The sequence below is a fragment of the Streptomyces sp. NPDC005791 genome (assembly GCF_042871485.1).
Classification (GTDB): Bacteria; Actinomycetota; Actinomycetes; order Streptomycetales; family Streptomycetaceae; genus Streptomyces.
On sequence record NZ_JBIAIP010000014.1, the window covers coordinates 164,525 to 191,323 of the forward strand.

Annotated in this window: 24 protein-coding genes and 1 pseudogene; 11 read left to right on the top strand and 14 right to left on the bottom strand. The window is 70.9% G+C overall.

Annotated features, from left to right (window positions below):
* Nucleotide 1: 1 nt before the first annotated feature.
* Nucleotides 2-850 carry a formate dehydrogenase accessory sulfurtransferase FdhD gene (gene fdhD, locus ACFYSH_RS26065; RefSeq protein ID WP_388755703.1) on the top strand — a complete coding sequence of 283 codons (849 nt, stop codon included), beginning with the start codon at nt 2-4 and terminating at the stop codon, nt 848-850.
* Between the two features lie 84 nt (nt 851-934).
* On the opposite strand, the gene ACFYSH_RS26070 is transcribed toward fdhD, so the two are convergent.
* A complete protein-coding gene (locus ACFYSH_RS26070) occupies nt 935-1,144 on the bottom strand; it encodes a DUF397 domain-containing protein (protein WP_388755706.1) in 210 nt (69 codons plus the stop codon).
* Nucleotides 1,126-1,968, bottom strand: coding sequence for a helix-turn-helix domain-containing protein (locus tag ACFYSH_RS26075; RefSeq protein WP_388755710.1), 843 nt, complete (start codon nt 1,966-1,968; stop codon nt 1,126-1,128). The genes ACFYSH_RS26070 and ACFYSH_RS26075 overlap by 19 nt, the downstream gene beginning before the upstream one ends.
* A gap of 176 nt (nt 1,969-2,144) precedes the next feature.
* Here ACFYSH_RS26075 and ACFYSH_RS26080 point away from each other — a divergent pair, with 176 nt between their 5' ends.
* A complete protein-coding gene (locus ACFYSH_RS26080) occupies nt 2,145-2,432 on the top strand; it encodes a hypothetical protein (protein ID WP_359465850.1) in 288 nt (95 codons plus the stop codon).
* A gap of 68 nt (nt 2,433-2,500) precedes the next feature.
* On the top strand, nt 2,501-2,710 hold the full coding sequence (locus ACFYSH_RS26085; RefSeq protein WP_388755813.1) for a hypothetical protein: 210 nt from the start codon (nt 2,501-2,503) through the stop codon (nt 2,708-2,710).
* Nucleotides 2,711-3,052: 342 nt separating this feature from the next.
* On the opposite strand, the gene ACFYSH_RS26090 is transcribed toward ACFYSH_RS26085, so the two are convergent.
* Complete coding sequence (locus tag ACFYSH_RS26090; protein ID WP_388755713.1) at nt 3,053-4,342, bottom strand: MFS transporter; 1,290 nt, start codon at nt 4,340-4,342, stop codon at nt 3,053-3,055.
* 200 nt (nt 4,343-4,542) lie between these two features.
* Between ACFYSH_RS26090 and ACFYSH_RS26095 the strand changes: the two genes are divergently transcribed.
* Nucleotides 4,543-5,529 carry a GlxA family transcriptional regulator gene (locus ACFYSH_RS26095; RefSeq protein ID WP_388755716.1) on the top strand — a complete coding sequence of 329 codons (987 nt, stop codon included), beginning with the start codon at nt 4,543-4,545 and terminating at the stop codon, nt 5,527-5,529.
* 41 nt (nt 5,530-5,570) lie between these two features.
* On the opposite strand, the gene ACFYSH_RS26100 is transcribed toward ACFYSH_RS26095, so the two are convergent.
* From ACFYSH_RS26100 to ACFYSH_RS26110, 3 genes and pseudogenes are all read right to left on the bottom strand, one after another.
* Nucleotides 5,571-5,708 (bottom strand): hypothetical protein, encoded by a 138-nt coding sequence (locus ACFYSH_RS26100; protein WP_388755718.1) that lies wholly within the window; start codon nt 5,706-5,708, stop codon nt 5,571-5,573.
* Between the two features lie 5 nt (nt 5,709-5,713).
* A pseudogene (locus tag ACFYSH_RS26105) lies at nt 5,714-5,953 on the bottom strand (ectoine synthase); the annotation flags it as partial.
* Nucleotides 5,954-6,082: 129 nt separating this feature from the next.
* A complete protein-coding gene (locus ACFYSH_RS26110; RefSeq protein WP_388755721.1) occupies nt 6,083-6,286 on the bottom strand; it encodes an acyl-CoA dehydrogenase family protein in 204 nt (67 codons plus the stop codon).
* 666 nt (nt 6,287-6,952) lie between these two features.
* Between ACFYSH_RS26110 and ACFYSH_RS26115 the strand changes: the two genes are divergently transcribed.
* Both ACFYSH_RS26115 and ACFYSH_RS26120 read left to right on the top strand, forming a co-directional pair.
* Nucleotides 6,953-8,092 (top strand): MFS transporter, encoded by a 1,140-nt coding sequence (locus tag ACFYSH_RS26115; protein WP_388755724.1) that lies wholly within the window; start codon nt 6,953-6,955, stop codon nt 8,090-8,092.
* 214 nt (nt 8,093-8,306) lie between these two features.
* Nucleotides 8,307-8,489, top strand: a complete 183-nt coding sequence (locus ACFYSH_RS26120; protein WP_388755819.1) for a hypothetical protein — start codon at nt 8,307-8,309, stop codon at nt 8,487-8,489.
* Nucleotides 8,490-8,626: 137 nt separating this feature from the next.
* Here ACFYSH_RS26120 and ACFYSH_RS26125 read toward each other — a convergent pair whose 3' ends face one another.
* The gene (locus tag ACFYSH_RS26125) at nt 8,627-9,661 is read right to left on the bottom strand and encodes a bile acid:sodium symporter family protein (protein ID WP_388755727.1); all 1,035 of its coding nucleotides are present in this window, start codon (nt 9,659-9,661) and stop codon (nt 8,627-8,629) included.
* 115 nt (nt 9,662-9,776) lie between these two features.
* Here ACFYSH_RS26125 and ACFYSH_RS26130 point away from each other — a divergent pair, with 115 nt between their 5' ends.
* From ACFYSH_RS26130 to ACFYSH_RS26140, 3 genes are all read left to right on the top strand, one after another.
* Nucleotides 9,777-10,670 carry a LysR substrate-binding domain-containing protein gene (locus ACFYSH_RS26130; RefSeq protein WP_388755730.1) on the top strand — a complete coding sequence of 298 codons (894 nt, stop codon included), beginning with the start codon at nt 9,777-9,779 and terminating at the stop codon, nt 10,668-10,670.
* A 227-nt stretch (nt 10,671-10,897) separates the two neighbouring features.
* The gene (locus ACFYSH_RS26135; protein WP_388755733.1) at nt 10,898-12,697 is read left to right on the top strand and encodes an AMP-dependent synthetase/ligase; all 1,800 of its coding nucleotides are present in this window, start codon (nt 10,898-10,900) and stop codon (nt 12,695-12,697) included.
* 136 nt (nt 12,698-12,833) lie between these two features.
* Nucleotides 12,834-13,670 (top strand): aldo/keto reductase, encoded by an 837-nt coding sequence (locus tag ACFYSH_RS26140; protein ID WP_388755736.1) that lies wholly within the window; start codon nt 12,834-12,836, stop codon nt 13,668-13,670.
* Nucleotides 13,671-13,787: 117 nt separating this feature from the next.
* Here the strand turns inward: ACFYSH_RS26140 and ACFYSH_RS26145 are convergent, their stop codons facing one another.
* The 5 genes from ACFYSH_RS26145 to ACFYSH_RS26165 form a co-directional block, all read right to left on the bottom strand.
* Nucleotides 13,788-14,096, bottom strand: a complete 309-nt coding sequence (locus tag ACFYSH_RS26145; protein WP_388755738.1) for a 4a-hydroxytetrahydrobiopterin dehydratase — start codon at nt 14,094-14,096, stop codon at nt 13,788-13,790.
* Between the two features lie 290 nt (nt 14,097-14,386).
* Nucleotides 14,387-16,681, bottom strand: a complete 2,295-nt coding sequence (gene secD, locus ACFYSH_RS26150; protein WP_388755741.1) for a protein translocase subunit SecD — start codon at nt 16,679-16,681, stop codon at nt 14,387-14,389.
* Between the two features lie 557 nt (nt 16,682-17,238).
* Nucleotides 17,239-18,084 carry a rod shape-determining protein MreC gene (locus ACFYSH_RS26155; RefSeq protein ID WP_388755744.1) on the bottom strand — a complete coding sequence of 282 codons (846 nt, stop codon included), beginning with the start codon at nt 18,082-18,084 and terminating at the stop codon, nt 17,239-17,241.
* Nucleotides 18,085-18,244: 160 nt separating this feature from the next.
* Nucleotides 18,245-20,332 carry an NAD-dependent DNA ligase LigA gene (gene ligA, locus ACFYSH_RS26160; protein ID WP_359465869.1) on the bottom strand — a complete coding sequence of 696 codons (2,088 nt, stop codon included), beginning with the start codon at nt 20,330-20,332 and terminating at the stop codon, nt 18,245-18,247.
* Nucleotides 20,333-20,438: 106 nt separating this feature from the next.
* On the bottom strand, nt 20,439-22,637 hold the full coding sequence (locus tag ACFYSH_RS26165; protein WP_388755747.1) for an alkaline phosphatase family protein: 2,199 nt from the start codon (nt 22,635-22,637) through the stop codon (nt 20,439-20,441).
* A 345-nt stretch (nt 22,638-22,982) separates the two neighbouring features.
* Between ACFYSH_RS26165 and ACFYSH_RS26170 the strand changes: the two genes are divergently transcribed.
* Entirely contained in the window at nt 22,983-23,759 is a 777-nt protein-coding gene (locus ACFYSH_RS26170) for an MBL fold metallo-hydrolase (protein WP_359465873.1), read from the top strand.
* 8 nt (nt 23,760-23,767) lie between these two features.
* Complete coding sequence (locus ACFYSH_RS26175; protein WP_359465943.1) at nt 23,768-24,376, top strand: VTT domain-containing protein; 609 nt, start codon at nt 23,768-23,770, stop codon at nt 24,374-24,376.
* A 27-nt stretch (nt 24,377-24,403) separates the two neighbouring features.
* Here the strand turns inward: ACFYSH_RS26175 and ACFYSH_RS26180 are convergent, their stop codons facing one another.
* Nucleotides 24,404-25,429: an MBL fold metallo-hydrolase gene (locus ACFYSH_RS26180; RefSeq protein ID WP_388755751.1), complete on the bottom strand. Its 1,026-nt coding sequence runs from the start codon at nt 25,427-25,429 to the stop codon at nt 24,404-24,406.
* A 13-nt stretch (nt 25,430-25,442) separates the two neighbouring features.
* Nucleotides 25,443-26,681, bottom strand: coding sequence for an aminotransferase class I/II-fold pyridoxal phosphate-dependent enzyme (locus tag ACFYSH_RS26185; RefSeq protein WP_359465877.1), 1,239 nt, complete (start codon nt 26,679-26,681; stop codon nt 25,443-25,445).
* Between the last annotated feature and the right edge of the window lie 118 nt (nt 26,682-26,799).

Sequence of the window (26,799 nt, forward strand, 5' to 3'; positions counted from 1 at the left end):
TATGGGACGGGTCACCGAGCGTCGCCGCACCATCCGCATCCGGGACGGGGCGGTCACGACCCGCCCCGACACCCTCGTCGCCGAGGAGCCCCTGGAGATCAGGCTGAACGGCAAGCCGCTCGCCATCACGATGCGGACACCGGGCGACGACTTCGCGCTCGCGGCGGGCTTCCTTGTGAGCGAGGGCGTGATCGGCGAGGGCTCCGAGGTGCAGTCCATCGTGTACTGCGCCGGGGCGACCGCCGACGGTGTGAACACGTACAACGTGGTGGACGTGAAGCTCGCGCCCGGCGTCGTGGTCCCCGACATCACGCTGGAACGGAACGTCTACACCACCTCGTCCTGCGGGCTGTGCGGCAAGGCGAGCCTGGACGCCGTCCGCACCACGACCCGCCATCCCGTCTCCGACACTCCCCCGGTCCGGGTGACACCCGCGCTGCTCTCGGCCCTCCCCGACCGGCTGCGCGAGGCGCAGCGGGTGTTCGACCGGACCGGGGGCCTGCACGCGGCGGCGCTGTTCTCACCGGAGGGCGAGCTGCTGGACATCCGGGAGGACGTCGGCCGCCACAACGCGGTGGACAAGCTCGTGGGGCGCGCCCTCACCGACGACCGCCTGCCGCTCTCGCAGTCGATCCTGCTGGTGTCGGGCCGTGCCTCCTTCGAACTGGCGCAGAAGGCGGTGATGGCGGGGATCCCGATGCTGGCGGCGGTCTCCGCGCCGTCGTCGCTGGCCGTGGACCTCGCGGCCGAGAGCGGACTGACCCTCGTCGGCTTCCTGCGGGGTCGGTCCATGAACGTGTACGCGGGAGACCACCGCATCGCCATCGAGGCGACGGTGGGCCAGGGCTGAGCCGGCCCGCCCGCTGCACGGGGCAGGAGTCCGGCCGGCGGGGAGCGCCCCCTGCGCCGGTCGGGCCCTCTCGTGCGCGACGGCTCAGGCGCCCACCGCGCCGTCCTTCACCGCGGTGACGAACGACGACCAGCCGTCGGCCGCGAAGGTGAGCACGGGGCCGTGCGGGTTCTTGCTGTCACGCACGGGGACGATGACGGCGAAGTCATCGGAGACCTCGATGCACTCGCCACCGTCCGAGTTGCTGTACGAACTCTTGCGCCAGGAAACCGCGTTCAGGTCGAGGGATCGCACCGTACTTCCTCCAACAGGCTCAAGACGAACTTCCGCGACTCAGCAGGGGACAACGCCAGGTCACGCACCGCATCGTAGGCACGCTGCAGCCGATCCACTGGCTCGTTCGCCTCAATGAGGTCACCCCTGTAGGCGTTCTCTGTGTACGCGACGGTACGCCCATCCGGGAGCCGCAGGAACATCAGAGCCGTACTGTCCAAGCCGTACGGACCCGCCGTGAAGGGAAGTACGTGAAGCATCACGTTCTCCCGGTCGCTGAGCTCGCACAGGTACTCCAACTGTTGCCGCCACGCAGCCACATCACGCAACTGCGTCCGAAGTACAGCCTCCGACACAATCGTGCGGAACGGCGGTGAGTCGTCACCCGCCAACAGCTCTCGTCGCCCCATCCGCGCCTCGACCTGCTGGTCCAACGCCTGGCCTCTGATGCCACCGGCCGCCAGGATCTCCCGCGCATATCCCGGCGTCTGCAACAGCCCCGGCAGCACGCTCACCGCGAAATGCCACAAGCTCGTGGCCTCCGCCTCAAGCGCCATGTAGCGCTGGTACCGCTCCTTGAACTGTGAGTGGTCGTTGATCGCCAGTTCCCACATGGCCAGCAGCAGGCCCGGCGTGTCGTAGTACTGGTCCAACGCCTGCACCACCTCCGGGCCGCCGACCGTCTCACCCTTCTCCAACTTCCCGAACAGCGACCAGTCCCATCCCAGCCGCTCCCCCAACTGCCGCAGACTGACACCGCGCGCCGTACGCAGGAGTCGCAGCTCCTCCGCGAACCGTGCACGTGGTTCCCTGCTGCGGCCGGTGACCGCTCGCCTCGTCGGCATGTGTGCCCTCCGTGGAACGTGTGGCACGTGACTCATCCACCGGGGCGGCACAACCGCCCCTCGGCGTGTCACCCACCGATCGGGGCCATTCTCGTAACGAGCCCCTCACGCAACGTAATGGCGGAGGCGCGGCCAGGCGGATAGATCCGCAAAAGAACAACCGAAGGAAGCCACCCATGACGCCGCCGTCGCAGAAGCCGCCCCTCCCCCGCAGGACGCCTCACGCAGGGCGCGCGGCGACAGCCAAGATCCAGGAGGCAGTCGATGCGCGCGACGCCCTCGCCGCCGCGCTGAGCGGAGCCGGAATCCATCTGCCCGCAATGGACGTACGCACCCCGTGGCCGGACACGGACGGCGATGACGGAGCACGGCCGGCCCGATACGCACTCATCCACCTCGGCGTCTGCTCCGCCCCCGTCGCGCACGCGCTCGCCACGGTGATCAGAGACGGAGCGGCCCGGTGAGTGACGACGGCACCCCTCCCCTCGGGGCAGCCGTGCACGACGGTGAAAGCGGCAGGGTGGGCCTGGTGATGGGCCACGAGGGTCCCTACCTCCAGCTCCGCCCGCTCGGCGGTGGCCGGGAGTGGGACGCGGATCCGGCCCGCCTACGGCCGCTCGGCCCCGCCGAGTTGTTGAGCGCCCGCGTCGCCGATGCCAACGCCCGCAGCCGCACCGGCCTCGGCCTGGGCGACATACGGGGCTCCCCGGACACCGACCGGGCGGAAGACCGTGGCCAGTGACGGCACGGCAGGTCCTCCACGCCCTTTTCCGACGGCCCCGCCCGTCACTTGCTCCACGCGACCGGTAACGATGATCCCGTCATCCACCTGTGGCCTGAGGCGTTCCCTCCTTCCGGCCTGGCACTCAAAGGATCCGCCCTTGATGCACCACCGGACCGCGACCCTGATTCTGGCGCTCTCGGGACTGATGCTCTCGGCATGCGCCTCGGGCTCGCCCGGGCGGCCGGAAGCCGACGAGCAGGTGGTCCGCGAACGGCTGGCCGCAGCTGACGACGCCCCCTACGGAAACAACGCGCCTCACCCGCTATCACGCACCAATTCGTAGTGTGAGCCCGGTCGGCATCACTTTTCGGATCGCCCCGACGCTGCTGTCTCGCGGTTGGACGCCAACGAGTCCTTGTCGTTCGTGGCGGTGGCGCGACGGATTACCAGGGAGAGCAGGGCGGCTGCGGCGCAGGTGGCGCCGAGCAGAAGCCATACCAGGTCATAGCTGCCGAAAGCGTCGCGGGCTACGCCACCGAGGAAGGCTGCCAGTGCGGCGCCGATCTGGTGGGAGGCGTTGACCCAGCCGAAGACGATGGCGCTGTCCTCGCCGTAGAACTCGCGGCACAGGGCGATGACGGGTGGGACGGTGGCAAGGTCGAGGAGGCCGAATGCGACCACGAAGACCATCATGGCTGGGCTGACGGTGGTTGCCATCATCAAGGGGAGCAGTATGAGCAGGGTGCCTCGTAGGGCGAAGTAGACGGCGAGCAGGCGGCGGGCGTCCATGCGGTCGGTGAGCCAGCCGGAGGCGATGGTGCCCGCGACGTTGAAGATGCCGATGAGTGCGAGCAGGGTCGACGCAGTCGTGACGGCCATGCCGTGGTCGTGGGCGGCTGGAGTGAAGTGGGTCCACATGATGCCGTTGGTGGTGGCGCCGCAGATTGCGAAGGTGGCGGCGAGGAGCCAGAAGGGCGCGGTGCGCGCGGAGTCACGGAGCACGGTGAGGGTACGGCGGGCGACACCGGTGACGGGTTCTGGCTTGGGAACGAATTCTGTGCTGCCGTAGGGGCGTTGGTTGATGTCGGCGGGGTGGTCGCGCAGGATCAGCCAGACGATCGGGACGATGGCCAGCGCTGTAAGTGCGAGGGTGACGAGTGCGGGGCGCCAGTCGTGGTGGTCGATGGTCCAGGCCAGCGCGGGCAGGAAGACCATCTGGCCGAAGACGCTGCCGGAGGAGAGGATGCCGGTGACCAGGCCGCGTCGGGTGGTGAACCAGCGGTTGGTGACGGTGGCGCCGAAGGCCATGGCCATGGAGCCGGTGCCGAGGCCGACCAGGAAACCCCAGAAGAGGATGAACTGCCAAGAGGCGCTCATCAGGGTGGTGAGCAGTGAGCCGGCCGCGACGGTGCTCAGAGCGACGACGACCACACGTCGGATGCCGAACCGGTCCATGAGCGCAGCGGCGAACGGCGCGGTGAGCCCGTACAGGACCATGTTGGCCGAGGAAGCAAGGCCGATGGTGCCGCGGGACCAGTTGAATTCCTCCTGGAGAGGGCCCAGGAGGATGCCGGGCATCGTGGAGAAGGACCCGGCGACCACGATGGCAAGTGCCGCGACCGCGGCGACCCACCATGCCCGGTGGCTCATGTGACGTCCGTCCTGCGGGGCTGTGCGGGCTCCGGACGGTTTGGTGCGTTGTTGCGCGTGGGGGTTCGGTCCCGAACGGACAGCGTGCTGCTGCGGGCTTCGGTGGTGACCGGTCGCTTCTTCTTCCATGTGTTCCACCCTTTGTGAGACTGGGTGCCCCGACCACTGGCCAGCTGGACGCTTAGTGAAACAATCTGGCCATGGTTGCTGTGAGTGGGGATTCGGTGCACCGGGTGGTCACACTGGTGCGCCAGGGACTGCTGCCGATGGAGCTGGGTATCGTCCACCGGCTGTTCGGGACGGCGCTCGGAGACGACGGCCGACCGTTGTACTCGGTGGTGACCTGTGCGCCGCAACCCGGTGAACTGACCACGGACGCGGACTTCACGGTGAACGTGTCAGATGGCCCTGAGGCGTTGGAGAGCGCCGACACGGTACTCGTGCCGGCGGCCGTGGAGGACTACGAACCGCAAGAGCGCGGGCGGCTGGCCGAGCCGGTGCGTCGGGCCTTGGAGCGGATCCCGGTGGGAGCTCGGGTGGGTTCGATCTGCACCGGGTCGTTCGTGCTGGCGGCAGCCGGACTGCTGGCGGGGCGGCGTGCGACGACGCACTGGAAGTCGTGCGACGAGCTGCGGACGCTGTACCCGGAGATCGACGTCGACCCGGACGTGCTCTACACGGACGACCGGGGCGTGCTGACCTCGGCAGGGGTCGCCGCCGGCATCGATCTGTGCCTGCACATGATCCGCAGCGACCACGGAGCTGGCGTGGCGAACACGGTCGCCCGGCGCACCGTCGTCCCCCCGCACCGGGAGGGCGGGCAGGCTCAGTACATCGAGCAGCCGGTGCCGGAACCGGGCGCCAGTTCGACTGCCGCCGCACGCGATTACGCCCTCGGCCACCTGGGGGACCCGCTGGCTCTGGAGGACCTGGCCCGCGAGACGTCCATGAGTGTGCGGACGCTGAGCCGGCGTTTCCTCCACGAAACCGGGACGACGCCGATGCGCTGGTTGGCCGACCAACGGCTGCAGCTCGCGCGGCACCTGCTGGAGCGGACCGATGAGCCGGTGGACAAGATCGCCGCACGGGCGGGTTTCGGGACGGGAACTGCGATGCGCCAGCACTTCCGGGAGGCGCTGGGCGTGTCACCGCGCGCGTACCGCAACACGTTCCGGGGAACGCGGTGAGCGGTACACGCGCGGGCGCTGCCATGGGCGGCGGGTCCTTGTCAGGGCACTCGGGGAGTGAGTGGACCGATCCGGTAGAGCACCTCGTCGTGGTGCTCGCTGGGGAAGAGGTCACTCGGGAAGAGAACGTGCGTGTTGACCTGGGCTGCGTACCGCTTCGCGACCTTCTTCAGGACCATGACCATACGAAACGCGAGTCGACTTTCGGGCGCAGGGTGTGCTTCTCGTGGCCGTTGAGGAGGTGCATGGTGCCGGGAGTGATGAGGTGTTTCTCGCCCGTCTCGTCGTTGGTGAGCTCGGTCTCGCCTTCCACACACAACACGGCCTCGATGTGGTTGGCGTACCACATGGAGGTTTCGGTGCCCGCGTACACGGTGGCCTCGTGCAGCGAGAAGCCGACGCCCTCCTTTGCGAGCGATGCGCGTCCTCTGTGTCGCTCAGCAGGTCCTGCGGATGCAGGGGGACGTCGGTGAGGGACAGGTCATCCCAGGCCCAACCGCCCAGTCCGGCCGGCGTTGCAGTCCGGGGGTGTTGGCGTCCAGGACGACCGCGGTCAGCTCGCCGGCGGGGTCCTTGAAGAGACGACGAAGCCGCTGGCTTCGGTGAGGCGTGAGACCCAGCACTTCTCGCCGTTCAGCAGCCAGCCGCCACCGGGGCGTTCGGTGGCCTGCGTGGCGATCTCCTGCAGGGGGCTGCCGCCGTGGCGTTCGGTGGCAGCGATGCCGACCAGATCGCCCGCGGCGTACGCAACCCACAACGTGACAGCGCCCCCGCGTCGTATCCGGGTTGAGCGCGACATCACCCACCTGAAGAACTGGCGTGCTCCGACCCGCCACCTCGGTCGCCGCGAGCACATGAGTCACACCGTCCAGGCCGTTGCCGGACCGCTGTCCCTCAGCAGACCGCGGACCTGACGTCGGCGCAGCAGTGAACATCAAGTCCCGCCGCCCTCCCCGATGTCTGCCGTGCACGAGCTCGTGAACCCGCCGTAGTCCGCCCCCGCCTCACCTCGCATTGTCCTTGCAGTGATAGAGGTGACCTCGGCTTACCCCGCGTAACGTTTGCCGGGATGATCACGCTGTACTTGGTGTGACGGTGTCACATCGCGGCTGGTAACAGCCCTTGGGCAGGGCGCAGCGCCTGGCACCTTCCGAGACTCGTCCGATATGACACCAATCCACATATTGAGCCCGTCTGCTTTGTTGCGAATGGAGGATTCGCTCTACACCTGGTGGCTCCTCATTCCTTGCCGCGTCTGTTCCGGCTGTCCTCCGACGGCTCTCCTGGTGCACAGAAAAGCTACGCCTCCTTGCTGATATCTACGAAAGTCCGGTCGTCTCCGCCCCGCCACGCCCGCCCCGTGACCCATGGCCGGGCACGGGGTGTCTACCTGCCGCGTCTCGCGGATGCTGCCGCAGCCTCTATGACCACCTACGGCATTCCCCTGCTGGTGTTGGGAACGACAAACTCAGCTTCGCTGACCGGGGTCGCCTTCGTGCTGGCATGGGCGCCGCGGTTGTGCACCTTCGCACTGGCGGGCATGGCCGTGGACCGTTTCGGGCCCGCCCGGGTCTTCAGGCTGACCGCCACGGCCCGGGCGCTGGTCGTGGGGCTCGCGGTGCCCGCCTTGATCATGACCGGTGACAGAACGGCCTCCGTTCTGGTGCTGCTCCTGGCGGCGTGCGCGGGATGCCTGACTCAGTTCAGTTTCATCGCGGCCGAGAGCGTCGGCGGGGCTGCCAGCCGGGAGGCCGGTGACGAGGCGCACCGCGTCCAGTCCGTCCTGCTGAGCATCGATCAGGCAGCTGGTCTGGTCGGCCCTGCAGCAGGCGGCCTCCTTCTGCAATGGGGCGGCTCCAGCGGCATGCTCACCGTGATCAGCGGCCTGTCACTGGTGTCGGCTGCCATCGCTCCGACCGCGCGCCAGAAGCTTGTGCCGACGGCGGAGACGGCCGGGCCCGTGACGCAGGGCTGGCGGACCGGCTGGGCCACCTTGCGTGTACTGCCCACACTGGCGTGGCTGGTGGCCGGGTTGGCGTTGTCCAATCTGACGCTCGGCCTTCTGGAGGCGGCGACCCCGGTGATCGTGGTGAAGGAACTCGGCCGGTCCAGCGCCTCGGTCGGCGTAGTGTGGTCCTGCGCGGCCCTCGTCTCGCTGCTGGCGGTCACCGTCTGCCGCCTCGCCGTCGACCGCTGGGGACTCATGAGGGTGGGCCGCTGGGCAGCGGTGGTAACTGTCGTGCCGTGCTTCCTCATCGCACACGCCGACTCTTACGCGGCGTACCTGGTGCTGACCGCCGTCTTCATGGCAGGCGACAGCATGCTGGCCGTCGTGCTGCGCACCCAGCGGTCCAACCTCATTCCCGCCGAGGTGTTCGCCAGCACCCTGTCCGTGACCGTGCTGATCCTGCTCCTGCCCTACCCGCTCGCCGGCATCCTCATGGCGGTCATCGACCCCGCAGCCATACGCACGGTGATCACCGTCTGCGCCGTGCTGCAGATCCTCGGCCTTCTCTGCGCGTTCACCTGCGGCGCGCGCTCCCAGCCTCGTCACGCGCGGTGATCTTCGGTGGCCAGCGAAGGGCGCGAGTACGCGCGGGCCCGGCCAGACACGCGGAACCCGGCACGGACACGACCAAGTGTTGACGACGGCTACAAACTGGCTCAGAACTCAAGAGGCTGTCGCAAGGCTCCGTGACTACCGGGTGCTGGGCCGGCTTCAGCGCCAGGCGCTGCCGACCTCAGGGACTGTAGATCGAGCGTTTACAGTCCCGATCTTGCTCTTGCCGATCCGCGGTATGGGCTTCGACTACCTCCACTCCGGCCTCGACGACCATTCCCGCCTCGCCTACACCGAGATGCACGGCGACGAGAAGGTGCGGGTGATCGACGATGTGTCGTCCCAAGTGCGGCCGGGCTTCGGCCGGCGTGGCCCGCCAGCACTGCGGGGCACTCGGTGAGCGGGCGAACTGCCCAAGCTCCCCTCGTCGCTCCCTCAGCCGCGGCCAACTCAGTTCGGCCGAAGCAGGCCGTGGACTCAGACGCACGAAGCTGATGCAGTCGTGGCCGCTCATCGGGCCCGAGCCTCGCCGACGGGTCAGTTCACCGACTGCGCCGGAACACACGCGACACCGGCACTGCTCGACAGCGGATCCCGCGAGCGGCGCTTGGCGATCACCGCGCAGACCATCAGCTGCATCTGGTGGAAGAGCATCAGTGGCAGCACCGCGAGGCTCGCGTGCGCGCCGAACAGGACGCTGGCCATCGGCAGCCCGGCCGCCAGGCTCTTCTTCGACCCGGCGAACTGGATGGCGATCCGGTCCTCCCGCCCGAATCCCAGCCGCTTGGCGCCGTACCAGCTCACCGTGAGCATGAGGGCCAGCAGTACGGCCTCGGCGCCGAGCAGCGCGCCGAGCCTGAGCGGGGTGACCTGGTGCCAGACACCGGCCACCATGCCCTCGCTGAACGCGGTGTAGACGACGAGCAGGATCGAGCCGCGGTCGATGTAGCCCAGCACCGTGCGGTGACGGCCGATGAAACCTCCGACCCAGCGGCGCAGCAGTTGGCCTGCGAGGAAGGGCGCCAGCAGTTGGAGGACGATCTTCAGCAGGGAGTCCACGGAGAAGCCGCCCCCGCTCCCGCCGAGCAGCGCGGCGGCCAGCAGCGGCGTCAGCAGGATCCCGGCGATGCTGGAGAAGGAGCCGGCGCAGATGGCGGCCGGCACGTTGCCGCGGGCCATCGAGGTGAAGGCGATCGAGGACTGGATCGTCGAGGGCACCAGGCACAGGAAGAGGAGCCCCTCCTGCAGCTGTGGGGTCAGCACATGGGGCACCAGGCCGTGGCCGGCGAGCCCGAACAGCGGGAACACCACGAAGGTGCAGGCCAGGACGGTGAGGTGGAGCCGCCAGTGCTTCAGGCCGTCGAGCATCTCGGCGGTCGAGAGGCGCGCTCCGTAGAGGAAGAAGAGCAGGGCCACCGCTCCGGTCGAGGCTCCGCCGGCAACGTCGGCGCCGGTCCCGGACACCGGCAGCAGCGCCGCGAGAACCACCGTGCCGATCAGCGCCAGGATGTAGGGGTCGAACGGCAGCCATGACGGCAGCGCGGGGATACGGCGGCTGGTGCGGTGGTTCATGTGCTCCGTGCTCTCTCGGTGGAATCGTGCCCTCCCCATCGTGCTCCGGAACAAGGCGATCGGGAATCCCGTACACCGCACTGACTGTCATCACGATGCGCGATAGCCTTGGCCCGTGTACGACCCCGTCCAGCTCCGCACCTTCCTGGCCGTCGCGCAGACGCTGAGCTTCACCCAGGCTGCACGTCGGCTCGGCGTCCGGCAGTCCACGGTCAGCCAGCACGTCCGCCGTCTGGAGTCCGAGGCCGGCCGGCAGCTGTTCAGCAGGGATACGCACCGGGTCGATCTCACCGAGGACGGCGAGGCCATGCTCGGCTTCGCCCGGACGATCCTGCAGGCCAACGAGCGTGCGGCGGCGTTCTTCACGGGCACCCGGTTGCGTGGGAGGCTGCGGTTCGGGGCGTCGGAGGACTTCGTGCTGACCCGGCTGCCGGAGATCCTGGAGTCCTTCCGGCGCGAGCATCCGGAGGTCGAGCTGGAGCTGACGGTGGAGCTGTCCGGCGTGCTGCACCGGCAACTGGCGGCGGGCAAGCTCGATCTGGTGCTGGCCAAGCGCCGTACCGGGGACACGCACGGCGAGCTGGTCTGGCAGGACACCCTGGTCTGGATCGGCGCCCCGCATCTGCGGATCGACCCCGAGCGCCCGCTGCCGCTGATCGCCTTTCCGCCTCCCGGACTGACCAGGGCGCGCGCCCTGGAGGTGCTGGAGGAGCACGGCAGGTCCTGGCGCTTCGCCTGTACGAGTGCGAGCCTGAGCGCACTCGTGGCGGCGGCCCGTGCCGGTCTGGGGGTGATGGCGCACACCCGTGGGCTCATCCCGCCGGGGCTCGTGCCCGTCCCGTCCTGGGCAGGTCTGCCGGAGCTCGGAGATGTGGACTTCGTGCTGCTGCACGGGCGCCGCAGGGACACCGCCCAGGAGGCGGCGGACGCGCTGGCGGCGGCGCTCCTGGCGGGCGGCGACCGTCTCCATCGAGGGCCGGCCGCGCCCGCGCACCCGGGTTCCGCGTGACAGCGGCGTACAGATTCGGTGCAGGTTCCCGCGCGAGCTACTTACCCGGCGGTCAGAAGTCCGCCCGAGCCTTGCCCATCTAGCCCGATTTCTGCGGTCGGCGTGACCGGATGCCACGTTTGCCGGAGGCTTCGGACCCTCCCGCGGCCTCGTACGGTGCGGTAGCGTCGCGGCGCTGTGCGGAGCGCCACAAGGAGCAGGTATTGCGCGAGTTCACTGTCCCACCCATGGCCGCTGCCCCTCAAGTCGGCGGTCTCGCCGACACCGTCTTCGACTTCGCGGAGGAAGATCCGCACCGGATCACCCTCGGCCGCAAGGATTCGCAGGGGCGGTGGCACGACGTGTCCGCCGCGGCGTTCCGCGACGAGGTGCTCGCCCTCGCCAAGGGACTCATCGCGCAGGGCGTGCGTTTCGGCGACCGGGTGGCCCTGATGTCCCGTACGCGCTACGAGTGGACCCTCTTCGACTACGCGCTCTGGTCCGTGGGCGCCCAGTCGGTGCCGATCTATCCCACGTCGTCGGCCGAGCAGGTCCTCTGGATGCTGCACGACGCGGAGGTCGTGGCCGTCATGGTCGAGCACGAGGACCACGCCATGACGATCGGTTCGGTGATCGACCGGCTGCCGCATCTGCACCGGCTCTGGCAGCTGGACGCCGACGCGGTGACCGAGCTCGTCGACGCCGGGGCACTGGTCGACGACGAGGTCGTCCACCGGCACCGCCGCGCGGTGACTCCCGAGTCGGTGGCGACGGTGATCTACACCTCCGGCACGACGGGGCGTCCCAAAGGCTGTGTGATCACCCATGCCGCCTTCATGTTCGAGGCGGACACCATGGTCGGCCGCTGGCACCCGGTGTTCCTCTCCAAGCCCGGCGAGGAGACGGCGACACTGCTCTTCCTGCCACTCGCCCATGTCTTCGGGCGCATGGTGGAGATCGCGGCGCTCCGCGGCCGGGTGAAGCTGGGCCACCAGCCGGAGCTGTCCGCGAAGGCGCTGATGCCGGATCTGGTGTCCTTCCGGCCGTCGTTCATCCTGGCGGTGCCGTACATCTTCGAGAAGGTCTTCAACGGCGCGCGGCGCAAGGCGGAGGCGGAGGGCCGGGGCGGCGCGTTCGACAAGGCCGTCGAGATCGCGGTCAAGTACGCGGAGGCGATGGAGGAGCGTGCCTTCGGGACCGGCCCGGGACCGTCCGCCGGGCTGCGGATGCAGCACCAGTTCTTCGACAAGATCGTCTACCGCAAGCTCAGGGAGGCGATGGGCGGCCGGGTGCGGCACGCCATGACGGGCGGCTCCGGCATGGACCGGCAGCTCGGCCTGTTCTTCGCGGGTGCGGGCGTCACGGTCTACGAGGGCTACGGACTCACCGAGACGACCGCCGCCGCCACGGCCAATCCGCCCGAGCGCACCCGCTACGGCACCGTGGGCCAGCCGATCCCGGGAACCTCCGTGCACATCGCCCGGGACGGCGAGATCTGGGTGCACGGCGCCCATGTGTTCTCCGGGTACCTGGGCCAGCCCAAGGCCACGGACGCCGTACTGCACGACGGATGGCTGGCCACCGGCGACCTGGGTGCGCTCGACGAGGACGGCTACCTGACCATCACCGGGCGCAAGAAGGAGATCCTGGTGACCTCCGGGGGCAAGAGCGTGGCCCCGACCGGTCTGGAGGAGCGGGTGCGCGCGCATCCACTGGTAGCGCAGTGCATCGCCGTGGGCAACGACCGGCCCTACATCGCGGCGCTGGTCACCGTGGACCACGAGGCGGTGGAGCACTGGCTCGCCATGCAGGGCCGTACGCCGATGCGCGCCGCGGACCTGGTGCGCGACCCCGATCTGGAGATGGAGGTGCGCCGGGCGGTGGTGGCCGCGAACACGGCGGTCTCCCAGGCGGAGTCGATCCGCACCTTCCGCATCCTGGCGCACCAGTTCACCGAGGAGCACGGGCTGCTGACCCCTTCGCTCAAGCTGAAACGCAAGGCGATCGAGACGGCGTACTCGGCCGAGGTCGACGCCCTCTACCGGTGAGCCGCAGGGACGCCCTGACGGGGCGTCAAGCGAACATTCTTCCGGTTCACCGGGTACGGGCAGGTGGGAATGGTTGGGCTCCCCTGTTCGTTTCTTCCTCGGAGTATCCAACCGACAACGTAAGGATCGACTGCTCGTGAGCCAGGTCCCCACCATCACCCTCAACAACGGCCTCGCGATGCCGCAGCTCGGCTTCGGTGTCTGGCAGGTGCCGGACGACGAGGCCACGACGGCCGTGGCCACCGCCCTGGAGGCCGGGTACCGGAGCATCGACACCGCCGCGAACTACGGGAACGAGTCGGGCACCGGCAAGGCCATCGCCGCTTCCGGTGTGGCCCGTGAGGAGCTGTTCGTCACCACCAAGCTGTGGAACGCAGAACAGGGCTACGACTCGACGCTGCGCGCGTTCGACGCGTCGCTGGACAAGCTGGGTCTGGACCATGTCGACCTGTACCTGATCCACTGGCCGGTGCCGGCCAAGGACGCCTACGTCGACACGTACAAGGCCTTCGAGCGGATCCTCGCCGACGGCCGCGCGAAGGCCATCGGTGTGTCCAACTTCCTCCCGGATCACCTGGAGCGTCTGCTGGGCGAGACCTCCGTCGTGCCCGCGGTCAACCAGATCGAGCTGCACCCGCAGCTCCAGCAGGCCCGGTCCCGCGCCTTCCACGCCGAACACGGCATCGTGACGGAGGCCTGGTCACCGCTGGGTTCGGGCAAGGGCCTCCTGGAGGTCCCGACGGTCGTCGCCGTCGCCCACAAGCACGGCCGGACCCCGGCCCAGGCGGTGCTCCGCTGGCACCTGCAGACGGGCCACGTGGTGATCCCCAAGTCCGTGACGCCGTCACGGATCGCGGAGAACATCGACGTCTTCGACTTCGAGCTGGACGCCGACGACCTGGCCGCCTTCGCAGCGCTCGACGAGGGCAAGCGCCTCGGCGCCGACCCCGCCGAGTTCAACCTCGGCGCCTGAGCCGCACCCGCCTCCGGGAGCGCCCCCACCACATGCGCGTGGTGGGGGCGGTGCTGCGCGTCGCGTCTCGACGAGCCCGGGCCCCGGCGGATCAGCTGGGCCTGCGTGGAACCGGGGTCACGTCCGCGGGCCGTGCCCGGCCGCGATCGCCTCGACGCGGGCGGCCAGCGCGAGGTCCTTCCGCGTGACGGCCCCGCCCGCGGCATGCGTGTGCACCGCGAGGGCCACGGTGTGGTAACCCAGCGTCAGATCCGAGTGGTGGTCGAGCTCGTCCTGGATCTGGGCGACGTGCACGGTCAGCCCGGCCGCGGCGAAGTGGGAGGGCAGTCGGTAGGTGCGGGTGATCCGGTCCCCTTCGAGCTGCCAGCCGGGCAGTTCGCGCAGGCCGGCCTCGATGTCGTGGGCGGAGAGCGGTTCGGCGGGCATACGGCGGCTCCTGATACGGATCGGTGCGGTCGACGGTGCCCGTGACGTTACGGTCCGGGTGCCCCGGCTGTCGCGCCCGACACAGGGCGGCGTCACCGCCGCCGGCCCTGTCCGCCTCACGCCTCGCCGAGTGGCCGTGTCCACGGAGCGTCTCTCCGGGCCAGGAGGGTCACCGCCGTGGTCATGACGGCCAGGAGGATCACGGTGAGCAGCAGCGGCTGGCGACGGATCCTCACGCGCCGGGCAGGGCGGAGGCGCATCCGCCCTGCCCGGCGCGTCCGGTGCCCGTGTTACACCCGCGCCCCGTTGTCGGCGGGATCCCGGCGTGTCCGCCCGGCCCGCTCACCGCGCTTCGGTGCCCGCTTCCTCCCCGGTGGCGGGGCCATTGCGCTCTTCTCCAGCAGGAGCGCCCCCGGCACCGCCGTCATCACGGAGGAGTACGTCCCGACGCAGATGCCGATCAGGAGCGCGAGGGCGAAGTCCGCGAGTGAGTCACCGCCCAGGACCGCGAGTGCGACCAGGATGAACAGGGCTCCCATACCCGTGTTGACGGTGCGCGGCACGGTCTGCAGGACCGCGCGGTTGGCCACGTCCGCGACCGGTGTGCGACGGTTCCTGGCCCACAGCTCCCGTACCCGGTCGAAGACCACGACGGAGTCGTTGACGGAGTAGCCGATCACGGTGAGCAGGGCGGCCAGGAAGATCCCGTCGACGGGGCGCCCGAGCCAGGCGAAGGCGCCCACCAGGATGATGACGTCGTGCACCAGTGCCCCGACCGAGGCGACGGCGAACGTCCACCGGAACCGGGCCGCGAGATAGGCGAGCTGCACGAACACGGCGACGCCCAGTGCGATGAGCGCGTTGCGACGCAGCTCGTCGCCGAGACTGGGCCCGATCAACTCGTCACGCACCTTGGTGGTCTCGCCGCCCGCTTCGGTCAGGGCGGCACGCAGAGCGTGTTCCCCGTCGTTGTCGAGCTTCCCGGTGCGTACGGAGAGGTCCTGATCGCCCGCCGTGGTGACCTCGGCGTCCTCGAAGCCGGCGGCGGCGATCGTGTCCCGGGCGGTCTCGACGTCGACGGGACGGCTGGTGGAGTACTCCACGAGCCTTCCGCCGGTGAACTCGACGCCCAGGTCGATGCCGCGCACGAGGATGCCGCTCACCGCGACGAGGACGAGCGCCGCGGACACCGTCAGCCAGCGGCGCGGCGACCGGAACAGCTGGACATCGCGCGTGGTCAGCCAGGTGCGGACGCGGCCGGGCCGTGCGAGGCCGTTGACGCCCCGGTAGTCGTTGACGAACCGGGAGCCGGCCGCGATCTCGGTGAGCGCGCGGGCGATCACCAGCGCCGAGAACATCGAGGCCAGGACACCGATGGCGAGCGTGACCCCGAAGCCCTTGACCGGTCCGGAACCGAGGAAGAAGAGCAGGGCTGCCGCGATGAGGGTGGTGACGTTGGAGTCGGCGACCGCACTCCACGCGTTACGGAATCCGGCCGTCAGCGCGGAGCGCAACGAGCGGCTGGTCCGGCCCGCGTACTCCTCGCGGGCCCGTTCGAAGACGAGGACGTTGGCATCGACCGCCATGCCGATGGCGAGGACGAAGCCGGCGAGTCCCGGCAGGGTCAGCGTCACGCCGAGGACGACGAGCGTGGCGTAGGAGATCACTCCGTAGGCGCCCAGAGCCAGCGCGGCGAGAGCGCCGAAGAGCCGGTACACGACGGTGATGAACAGCGCGGTGGCAGCGGCGCCGATGAGAGCGGCCCGGGCGCTCGCGTCGATGGCGTCGGCGCCGAGCGTCGGTCCGACGGTCCGCTGTTCGACGATCTCGACGGGCACGGGGAGTGCTCCGCCCTTGATGAGCAGGGCGAGATCGCGTGCCTCGTCGGCGCTGAAGGAACCGGTGATCTGTGTGGAGCCCGACGGCAGCCCCGCCTCGCAGCCGATCGACGGATCCACCTGGGGTGAGGAGATGACCTTCTCGTCGAGGACGATCGCGACGCGGCGCCGTTCGTCGCCGGCCGGGTGGCACGCGGCGTCGCCGGTGAGCCGCGTCCATTCCTTGCCCGCGTCCTTGTGGAAGTCGAGCGAGACCGACCAGCCCGTGCCCTGCTGGGCGTCGAACCGGGCGGTGGCGTCCTTGACGCCCGCGCCGGAGAGCCGTTCCGGGCCGAGTGCGAGCGGAGTGCCCTGTTCGTCGGGCAGCGTCTTCCCCTCGTCCTTCTGCCCGGCTCCGGGTCCCTGAACCGCGTGGAAGCCGAGCTGTGCGGTCCTGCCGATCACGTCGGCGGCCTGCCGCGGGTCCTGTACGTCGGGCAGTTCGACGATGATCCGGTCCTCGCCCGAGCGCGTGAGGGTCGGTTCGGAGACACCGAGTGAGTCGATGCGCTGCCGCAGTACCTCGAGCGTGCGGTCGGTGCTCTCCCTGTCCGCCTTCGCGGAGTCGGAGTCCTTGGCCTGCAGCACCATGCGGGTGCCGCCCTGGAGGTCGAGGCCGAGTCTGGGTGACATGGTCAGCGTGATGAACACGGAGACGAGCAGAACGGCGGCAGCCAGAACCGCTCGCACCGTGGTGGCGCGAGTCATGGGTATCCCCTTGAGTGGGCGTCGTCCGCCCTGGGCTCAGCGAGGAGGGCGGCGCGACAGCTCTGTGGAACAGGGCCGGTGAAGGGCCGACGAGTCGGCCGTCTCCCACGGAGGGCCCCGCACACCGGGCAGCGCCGCCTGGGCCTTCACGGCCACGAAAGGGGTACCGGCCGCCACGGGCGCGACGCCGCTGGGCAGGGGCAGGCTCTGCGTGCGCGCCGGCAGAGCGCCGTGCCCAGGAGGGGGCACATGGGGCGGGACGTGCGGGCGGTCGGCGCCCACACGCGGCGCGGGTACGGGAAGAGCCTCCGTCCACCGGACGGGAACGGCCCGGACAACGGCATCCCGCGCGGCGGGGTGTGTGGAATCGGGAGCGGCACCATGCGCGGCGACCGGGCCCCACGCGGGAAGCGCGGCTCCGGCTGCCGCGGGTGCGCCCCCGAGGAGAGCGAGGACGGTGAGGAGCAGCGCGGCAAGGATGTGCCGCGCCTGGTGCGGTGGTGTTCCGTGCGGGCCCCGCGGGGGCGCGTTCCCCCGGGTCGCCACCGGGAGCAGGCTCACCTCAGCCGGACCGGGCGGACGTCCACCGCGCCCGTACCGGCAGAACCCAGGACGGTGCCGAGGACCAGCGCGGCGCCGCGTACGACAGCGGTCGAGGGATCGGGGTCGACGCGCACCGGCCCGCCGAGGCAGCCGGCGATCCGGTCGGTGACATCGCGGCGGAGCGCTCCGCCGCCGGTGAGCACGGGGCCACGGCGCAGTGCTCCGCGTACCGCGCCGTGCTGGTCCTCACGCCACATGGACGTGATCATATCGAGGACGTCTCGGACGAGCCCCGCAGGCGGTGAGGACGGCTCGAGATCGCTGAGTCCCGCCTCGGTCTGGCGGGCGTCGACGACCGACCCGTCGACGAGAAGGGCCACTTCGGTCAGTTCGGCCCCCATGTCGACGACGAGCAGGGGACCGCCGTTCAGTCCTCCCGCGCACGCGGCCACGGCCCCGGCGCTGTTGAGGACCACGGCACCGGACACGCCCAGACCTGCGAGGAGTTCCCCGGCCAGCACCCGGTGCTCGCGTCCGGCCAGAACCGGGTGGCTGAGCACGATCACGCCGTCCTGCCGGTGGGCGCCCAGCGCGGTGTCGGCGAGGCGCCCCAGCAGCCCGGCGCAGGACTCGGGGTCGACGATGCGCCCCCGCCGGACCGGCCGCCCGACGCCGTCCTCCCAGCCGGACGGTCCACCGGTGACGAGCCCCTGCCCCGGGACCCAGGCACGGGCCCCGGAGCTGCCCAGATCGATGGCCAGTCCCCTGAGGGGCCGGGGCCTGTGAGTAGCGGCGGCAGGTGCCTCCCGCCGACGGAGTACAGGACGGCCACGCCGCCGTCCGTCACGCGAAGCACCCATCGGCCCTCATCCTCAGGTCTTGCCGCTACAGCCGCCGGCTCGCACCGAACCGCTGATAGGAAGGCATGATCGATCCTTCACTATGCAATACAAGGCACAGAAACACCACTCCCTTGCCAATCCCAAGACGAGGGCGGGCGCTCGTACCCTTTCATCCCTTCTAGGCCAGGTAGGGCTCGACCAGCTCCGCGAACTCCTCGGGCGTGGCGATCCTGATGTCCAGCTCCTCCGCCTTGGCGCGCTTGGATCCCGCCTTCTCCCCCGCGACGAGAAGAGTCGTGCGCTTGGAGACGCTGGAGGAGGACTTCCCGCCGGCCCGCTCGATCAGCTCGTTCATCTGGTTGCGCGAGAGCTTCTCCAGGGCGCCGGTCATGGCACCGGTGACCACGACGGTCATTCCGCCGAGCGGCAGACCGTCCGTCCCCTGCCCTTCGGCGCCTTCCTGCGGTTCGCTGCCGGGCTCCGGTGGCGGGGTGGCGCCGGGCTCCGTCATATTGACTCCGGCGGCCACCAGCTTGCCGATCAGCGGCGCCAGCTCCAGCAGCTCCGAGACGACCGCCGCGGCCTTCTCCGTGCCTATGCCGTCGACCCGCTGCAGGGTCTCCGCGTCGGCGGCGACGATGCGGTCCATCGAGGCGAAGTGACGGGCGATGCGGCGGGACATGGACCGGCCCGTGCCTCGGACGCCGAGTGCGCAGAAGACCCGGGACAGCGGGCGGGCCCTGGCGGTCTCGATCGCCGCCAGCAGATTGTCGGTGGAGGTCTCCCCCATCCGCTCCAAGGAGAGCAGTTGGTCCCGGCCCAGGGTGAAGAGGTCGGCGAAGTCCCGGACGAGGCCCGCGTCCACCAGCTGGACGACACGGGTGGCTCCGAGGCCTTCGATGTCGAGCTGGTCGCGCCCGGCGGCGTAGGAGATGGAGGCGACCACGCGGCAGTCACGGCCCCGGGTGCAGCGCCAGCGCTGCTCGCTCATGTCGATCTCCGAGCCGCACTGGGGGCAGACCTCGGGGAACGCCACCGGCTGCTCCTCGCCCGTCCGCAGATGCGCGACCGGGGCCTCGATACGGGGGATGATGTCGCCCGCCTTGTAGACCATCACGTGGTCGCCCAGCCGCAGATCGCGGCGGGTGATGTCGGCCGGGTTGTGCAGTGTGGCGTAGCTGACGGTGGATCCGTCGATCTCGACGGGCTCCAGCACGGCGCGCGGCGCGATGATGCCCGTCCTGCCGACGTTCCATTCGACGGCCAGCAGCCGGGTGACCTTCTCCACGGCGGGGAGCTTGTAGGCGATGGCCCAGCGTGGAGCCCGCGTCCCGGAACCCGCGTCCCGCTGGTCGGCCGCGAGGTCCGCCTTGATCACTATGCCGTCGATCCCGAAGGGCAGGGAGGCACGCAGGGCGGCGATGTCCTCCACGCCTGTCTGCACCTCCTCGGCCGAGGTGACGGTGCGCGGGGCGACCGCGGTGTCAGCCGCCGTGTGCACGCCGAGCCCGGCGACGTGCTCCAGGACCTCGCTGTGCGGGAGTTCGGCGAGGGTGGTCGTCAGCTCACCGGATTCGGGCAGCGCGAGCGCACCGTACGCGAAGAAGGTCATCTCCACGCGATACGGACGGTCCTTGGCCCTCAGCGTGCCCGCCGCGCCGTTCCGCGGATTGGCGAAGGGGGCGGCACCGTGCTCCGTGCGCACGGTGTTGGCCTGTTCGAACTGCTCGTTGGTCATGAGGATCTCGCCGCGCACCTCGAGGGTTTCCGGGGCACCGAGCCGCTCGGGCAGACCGAGCACCGTCCCTATGGCGTGCGAGACGTCCTCCCCCGCCGTCCCGTCGCCACGGGTGATCAGCTGGTCGAGCCGGCCCTGCCGGTAGCGGGCGGCGACGGCGAGCCCGTCGAGTTTGGGTTCCACGCTCCAGGCGGCGACGGGCCGGCCGATGCGCCGCTCCACGGAAGCGGTCCAGGTGACGAACTGCTCGGCGGAGAACACGTTGTCCAGCGAGAGCATCGGGACCGTGTGCGGCACATCCCCCGAGGCCGCCCCGCCCGCGACCTTCCCGGTCGGCGAGGCATCCAGCACCTCCTGCGGATGCTCCTCCTCGTAGGCCGCGATCCCCCGCACCAGCCGGTCGTACGCGTCGTCGTCGAGCGTGCTCTCACCTGCGGTGTAGTACGCGGCGGCGGCACGCTTGGCCTCTTCCACGGCAGCCGCGTAGGCGGCGGTGTCGGCGAGCACACCAACTGAGTTCGTCGTCATGACCACCATCCTGCCGTCCGCCACTGACAACGCCCCCGAAGGTCCGGGCGACGGCCCCGGAACACCCGGCGCCGGTGCGGCGCGTGCGCCTGGCGCCCGCGGTCCTTCAGCCGCGCGGGCCCGGGAGGGCGTCGTCGGGGTCGGGGTCGGGCGCGTCCGCGCCGGCCAAGGCGTCCGGGAACGGTTCGTCCACCCGCACCGCCCCGGTGAAGCCCTCCTGCCGCAGGGGCACCTGGGGTCCGGAGAGCTCCCTCAGCCAGCGTGCCAGCACCCTGTGCACCGCCTCCGCGCCCACCGGTCCGGCCGGGGACACGGCCTGAGGGGTGTCGGCCGCCATGGCGTCGAGCGGGTCAGTGAGCGTCCGCGGCCACAGCAGGAACGGCCGCGACTGTGCGCCGCCGAGCCCGCCGTGCGAGCCGATCTGCTCCTCGAAGGCGTGCACGCGACCGGTATCGGGGTCGTACACCGAGTTGATCATGATGTCCGCCACGTGCGGGAAGGTGTCGGTGCGCCGCACCGCGTCCGCCGCGCCCGGCCCGAAGACGGCGATCGGCCCCTCCCCGTCCCTGAGCTCCGCCACCGGGACCTCCGCCCCGTCCCGGCCCAGCACCACCGACCCGTGTTTCCCGCTGCGCACGAGCAGGAAGCCGATGCCAGGATGGGCTGCGAGCGTCCCGAGCAGAGCCGGGTAGCGGCGGTCGAGCTGCTCGCGCGTGGCCCGCCCCTCGATGTCCGGGAACGACACCAGTCCGAGGTTCCCGGAGGCGAGCACCACCGGCTCGGAGGGCTTGGCGGGGTGCTCCGCCTCCTGCTCCCCGTCGACCGGCCTGTGCAGCGCGATGCGCACGGCGTCGCGGGCCTCCGAGGCGCTGCGGGTGCGCTGCGCCCGGCGGGGTACGGGCAGTCCGCAGCCGGCCCGTACGAGGTCCTTGAGCGTGAGGCCGTACCGTCCCGCGAAGGTCTCGCCGGGGCTCTGGCCGTGGTCGGACAGCAACACGATCCGGTAGTCGCGCGGGGTGTGGTCCGCGATCTTCAGCATGAGGCCCAGGGAGCGGTCGAGCCGCGTCAGGACCTTCTCCGCGTCCCCGCTGAACGGCCCGGAATGGTGGGCGACCTCGTCGTAGGCGACCAGATCGGCGTAGACCACGGTGCGTCCCGCGAACATGTCGCCGATCACCGCGGCGACCACCACATCGCGTTCGACCACGGTCGCGAACGCCCTGATGAAGGGGTACAGCCCGCCGCGCTTGACTCGGGGCGACTCCTTCCGCACCCGTGCCCGGACGGACTGGCCGATCTCGCGGCCGACCTCGGCGACGAACGAGAGGGCCGTACGGACGGCGTTGGCCGGGTCGGAGAAGTACGCGAAGTAGCCCGCGCGCGAGCGGCGTCCCTTGCCCAGTCGGGCGGCCATCGACAGGACCAGGGCGAGCTGGTCCGCGCCGCCGCTGAAGAGGTTGCCCCGGCTCGCACCGTCGACGGTGAGCAGACCGCCGTCGTGGGTGCGGGCGATGGCCCTGCGCTGCAGTTGGAGGGCGCTCGCCGGTCTGCTGGAGACCATGACGGTTCCGGTCTCCTTCTCGAACCAGCGGAAGGCCGGCACGTCGAAGTTGCTGCCGTGCAGGATGCCGAGCTGGCTGGCTCCGGTCTGGCTGGACCAGTCGGTGGTCCATGGGGTGAGCCGGTGACCCGCGTCGTCGGCGAGCAGGCCGGCCACGGTCGGCATGAGGCCGTCGGCCGCGGCCCGTTCGAGCACGTCATGACCCACGCCGTCGAGCTGGACGAACACGATGCCGGGCGGGCCGCCACGTCCTCCGTCCGCGCTCTGCGGCGTGCCGCTGCGTCTGCGGCGCCGGTCTGCGAGGCGGGAGAGCCGGCGCCGGTAGGCGTCGTCGTCACGGACCGCGAGTGCGGTGGAGGTCGCGGAGGCGACGGCTGACATGACGGCCGCCACGACGACGGCGGTCTCCGGAGCGGCGTCCCCGCGCCCGTCCGGGATGAGCCGCAGGGCTATCAGCAGCAGCGAGCCGTTGAGGAAGAAGACCAGGGCGCCCAGCACGAGGGCGGGCACGATGAGCAGCGCTCTGACGAGCACCGGCCACACCAGAGCGGAGAGCAGACCGAAGGCACCCGCCCCCCAGGCCGCGGTGAAGGCGGTCCGCGTGACGGTGTCGCCGTCGTCCGCCTGGAGCTGGAAGTCGGGCAGGACACCCGCCAGTGCCAGCATGGTGAGGGTGGAGACGGCCCACACCGAGACCACGCGTATGAGGGTGCCCCCCGCTCTACGCCATCGCCCGTCACCCACGCCGTTCCACCTCACGTCCGGGCCCGGTGTCCGTCATGGGCCCGTGTCAACCCTGTCATAGCCCTTTCGGACCTCTTCGGGGGCCGGCGGCCGCCGTCTCCGTGCGGACGGACACCGGCCTCTGGGAGCGCAGTGTGTACGGGCCCTGCGACGGCCGCCCCCCAGCCGTACGCCACCCAGGCCTTCGCGTGCCGGCCACGACCCTACCGCTGCCGTAGCCCTCGGTAGCCGCCCGTGACCGTTCCGGAACCGGTGTGAAGAAGCACTCCGGCGTGGGGAGGGCGCGGAGCGCCTACCCTCGTACGCGTACGGGGACGACGGGTGCCCGGGCGAGGAGGCGGGGCGGTGGAGGTCACCTGGTGGGGTCATGCCACCTGCACGATCGAGGACACCGGGGTCCGGCTGCTGACCGACCCGCTGTTCGCACGGCGCTTCGCGCATCTGCGCCGCCGCCGGGGTGACGTCCCGCCCCCAGCGGCCGCGGTCGCCGACGCGGTCCTGATCTCCCACCTGCACTCCGACCATCTGCATCTGCCCTCCCTGGCCCGGCTCGCCCCCGGCAGCCTGCTGATCGTGCCCCGGGGCGCCGTCCGGGCCGTCCCCGGCCTTCGTCTGCTGCGCCGTGCACGGGGACTGCGGATCTCCGAAGTCGCCCCGGGTGACGTGGTGCGGGTCGGCGAGGTCCTGGTCCGCGCGGTTCCGGCCCTGCACGACGGACGCCGGCTGCCGGTGGGCCCGCACCGGGTGCCCGCTCTCGGGTACGTCGTCGAGGGCGAGGCCCGCACCTATTTCGCCGGGGACACCGGACTGTTCGAGGACATGGCCGAGGCGGTGGGCCCGGTGGATGTGGCGCTGCTGCCGGTCGGCGGGTGGGGGCCCAACCTGGGCCACCACCATCTGGACGCGGCCCGCGCCGCGCAGGTGCTGACCATGCTGGAGCCGCGGTCCGCGGTGCCGGTGCACTACGGCACGTACTGGCCGATCGGGATGGACGGGGTCCGGCCGCACGAGTTCCATGGGCCGGGGGACGAATTCGTACGGCAGGCGGCGCGGATGGCACCGGACGTGGCAGTGCACCGACTGGGGCACGGCGAGCATGTGAGACCGGAGGCCCGTAGGTGATGGATGAGATGCTGCGGCAGCTGCCGACCGAGGCGACGCAGCAGGCCATCGGCTACCCGTCGTTGTTCCTGCTCGTGTCCCTGGGGTCGCTGGTGCCGGTGGTGCCGACGGGGGTCCTGGTGAGCTCGGCGGCCGTGGTGGCGTTCCACCAGACGTCACCGTTCGCCCTGCTCGTGGTGTTCGCCGTGGCGTCGGGTGCGGCGTTCCTGGGTGACATCTGCCTGTACTGGCTGGGCAAGCGCGGGGTGCGGTCCAAGAACGGCTCGAAGTGGCTGGAGGCGATCACCAGCCGGGCCGCTCCGGAGCGGCTCGCGCAGGCGCAGCGGAAGCTGGACGAGAAGAGCGGGACCGTACTGGTGCTGTCCCGGCTGATACCAGCCGGACGGATACCGGTGATGCTGGCCTGCCTGCTCGGCCGGATGCCGCTGCGGCAGTTCGCGCGTGGCGATGTGCCCGCGTGTCTGGCCTGGGCGGCGACGTACCAGCTGATCGGGCTCCTGGGCGGTTCGCTGTTCCCCGAGCCGTGGGAGGGCGTGCTCGCCGCGGTCGTGCTGACGCTGCTGATCAGCGGAGCCCCGGGGCTGTGGCGACGGGTACGGGCCCGAGTGGCCGACTGAGGCGCCGGTACGCCGGCCGGACACCGGTCAGGCGTCCAGCACGCGTGAGCCGCCGACCGGCAGGTCCCACAGGTCGGCGCGGGGGTATCCGGCCTGCTGCCAGGCCGTGCGGAGCCGCGTCAGCGGTTCGAGCACCGGTTCCGCGGAGAGCAGGAACGTGGCCCAGTGCATCGGGGCCATGGCCCGGGCCCCGAGGTCCTCGTACGCCTGGACGGCCTCTTCGGGGTCGGTGTGCACATCCGAGAGCCACCAGCGCGGTTCGTACGCCCCGATCGGCAGCATGGCCAGGTCCAGACCGGGGTAGCGGCGGCCGATCTCCTTGAACCAGTGGCCGTAGCCGGTGTCCCCCGCGAAGTAGAGCCGCCGTCCTGCCGCGTCGCCGATCACCCAGCCACCCCACAGGGACCGGCAGGTGTCCAGGAGGGTGCGCTTGGACCAGTGGTGGGAGGGGACGAGGTCGAAGCGGACACCGCCCAGTTCCACCGACTCCCACCAGTCGAGCTCGGTGACGCAGGTGAAGCGGCGGCGACGGCACCAGCGGCCGAGACCGGCGGGTACGAGGAGCGGGGTGTCCCTCGGCAGCTTGCGGAGGGTCGGGGCGTCGAGGTGGTCGTAGTGGTTGTGGCTGATCACCACCGCGTCGACGGTCGGCAGTTCCTCCCAGCGGACGCCGACCGGGGTGATCCTGGCCGGGGTTCCCAGGATGCGCCGCGACCACACCGGGTCGGTGAGGACGGTGAGCCCGCCGATGCGGACGACCCAGCTGGCGTGTCCGGCCCAGGTGACCGCCATCGTGTCCATGTCCACGACGGGCAGCGGCCGGGGCGCGTACGGCAGCCGGTGGATACCCCGGAGTCCCTCCGCGTCGGGCCGCAGGGAACGCTCCCTGGCCAAACGCGTCATGCCCCTGACACCCGGGAGCGGTGCGGTGAGGCGGTCGGCGAAGCTGCGGGGCCAGGTCCGGAGCTCACCGAGGCGGCGCGGAACAGCGACGGGACGGCCGGCGGGCGTGCGTCCGGCTCCGGTGGACGGTCGCTCGGTCTGTTCCGTCATCGAGAGGCTCCTGTCATCGGAGTTCATCGAGGGCTGCTGCGAAAATGCTCAGCGCTCGGGCCACATGGGGCAATTCCAAGGGCGCCACCGCAGTGAGGGACTCCATCTGCTGCTCCGGGGTTGAGCCGAGCAGCGGACCGGTGCTCAGTCGCACCCGCAGCGCTCCCAGTTCGTCCCCGAACCGGTGCCCGCCGGGAGCGGGGGCGCCGAGACGTCGGGTCAGGTAGTCCTCCAGCTCCATGGAGTCCGAGACGCCCCGGGCGGCCAGCCGGGTGCGAAGAGGACCGAGATCGGCGTAGAGGTGGCGGCCGGCCTGCGGCGGTCGGGCCAGCGCGCCGACGGTGAGCACCGCCCGGTGCGCGGCGGAGGCGATGTGGGCCTGGAGGCGCGCCGCCTGCCGGATCCTCACCCGGATCGCCTCGGGTTCGTCCAGCGCGTGGGCGGCGGCCCTCGCCACCGGCTCCGCGACGAGGGCGCCGAGCGCGGTGAGGATGTCGAGCACCCGGGCGCGGCGCGCGGCGGCGCGGGCGGTGGCAGGGAAGCGTGCGACGGCGACGGGCCAGGCGGACGGGGTGAGGGACCCGGCCAGGTCGGACAGGACGGTGACGTCGTCCGGGCACATCTCGGCGGGGCTGAGCAGGACGGTGTCGTGGGGCCGGTGCAGGGTGTCGCGCCAGGTCTCGTCGCTGACGATGTGCAGTCCTTCGGAGACCGCGGCCTCGCAGGCCTCACGGACCAGTTCCGGCGGCGCGAGGGTCGCCGTCGGGTCGTCGACCACGGAGATCAGGAGCAGCCGGGGTCTGCCGCCCTCGGCGCGCACCCTGCGTACGGTCTCCAGCAGGGCGTACGGGTCGGGGACGCCGCCGCACTCGGCGGGCGTCGGCACGTGGTAGGCGGGCCGGCCCAGCAGCCGTGCCTGCGGCATCCAGGTGGCGGGGCAGGGCCGCGGCATGAGCACGTCCCCGCCGTACGCCGCGATCAGGGCGAGCAGGAGCGGCTGTGCGCCCGGGGCCGCCGCGATGCCCTCGGGCCCGCCGTGCAGGCTCCGCCGGTCCCAGTAGGCCGCGGCAGCCTCCCGAAGGATCGTTCCGCCTCCAGGCGGCTCGGGGAGGGCCCGCGCGGCCGACGCGGCCAGTACGCCGGCGAGCTCGGGCAGCACGGGGAGACCCGGATCCGGCGCGGGCGGCCCGTACCGGACCGGGCCGTGGTCCTCCCCGAGGTGACGGGGCGGCTTCCGCTCGCTCGCGTGCATCCCCGTCCTCCCTCCGCCTGCGTCGCGTCGCCCCAGGGGTGCGGTGAAAGTCCCGCAGGGCGGACGGCGCTACGTGCCGCACCCGCCCTGGACCCCTTTATACGGAGGTTCCCCGGGG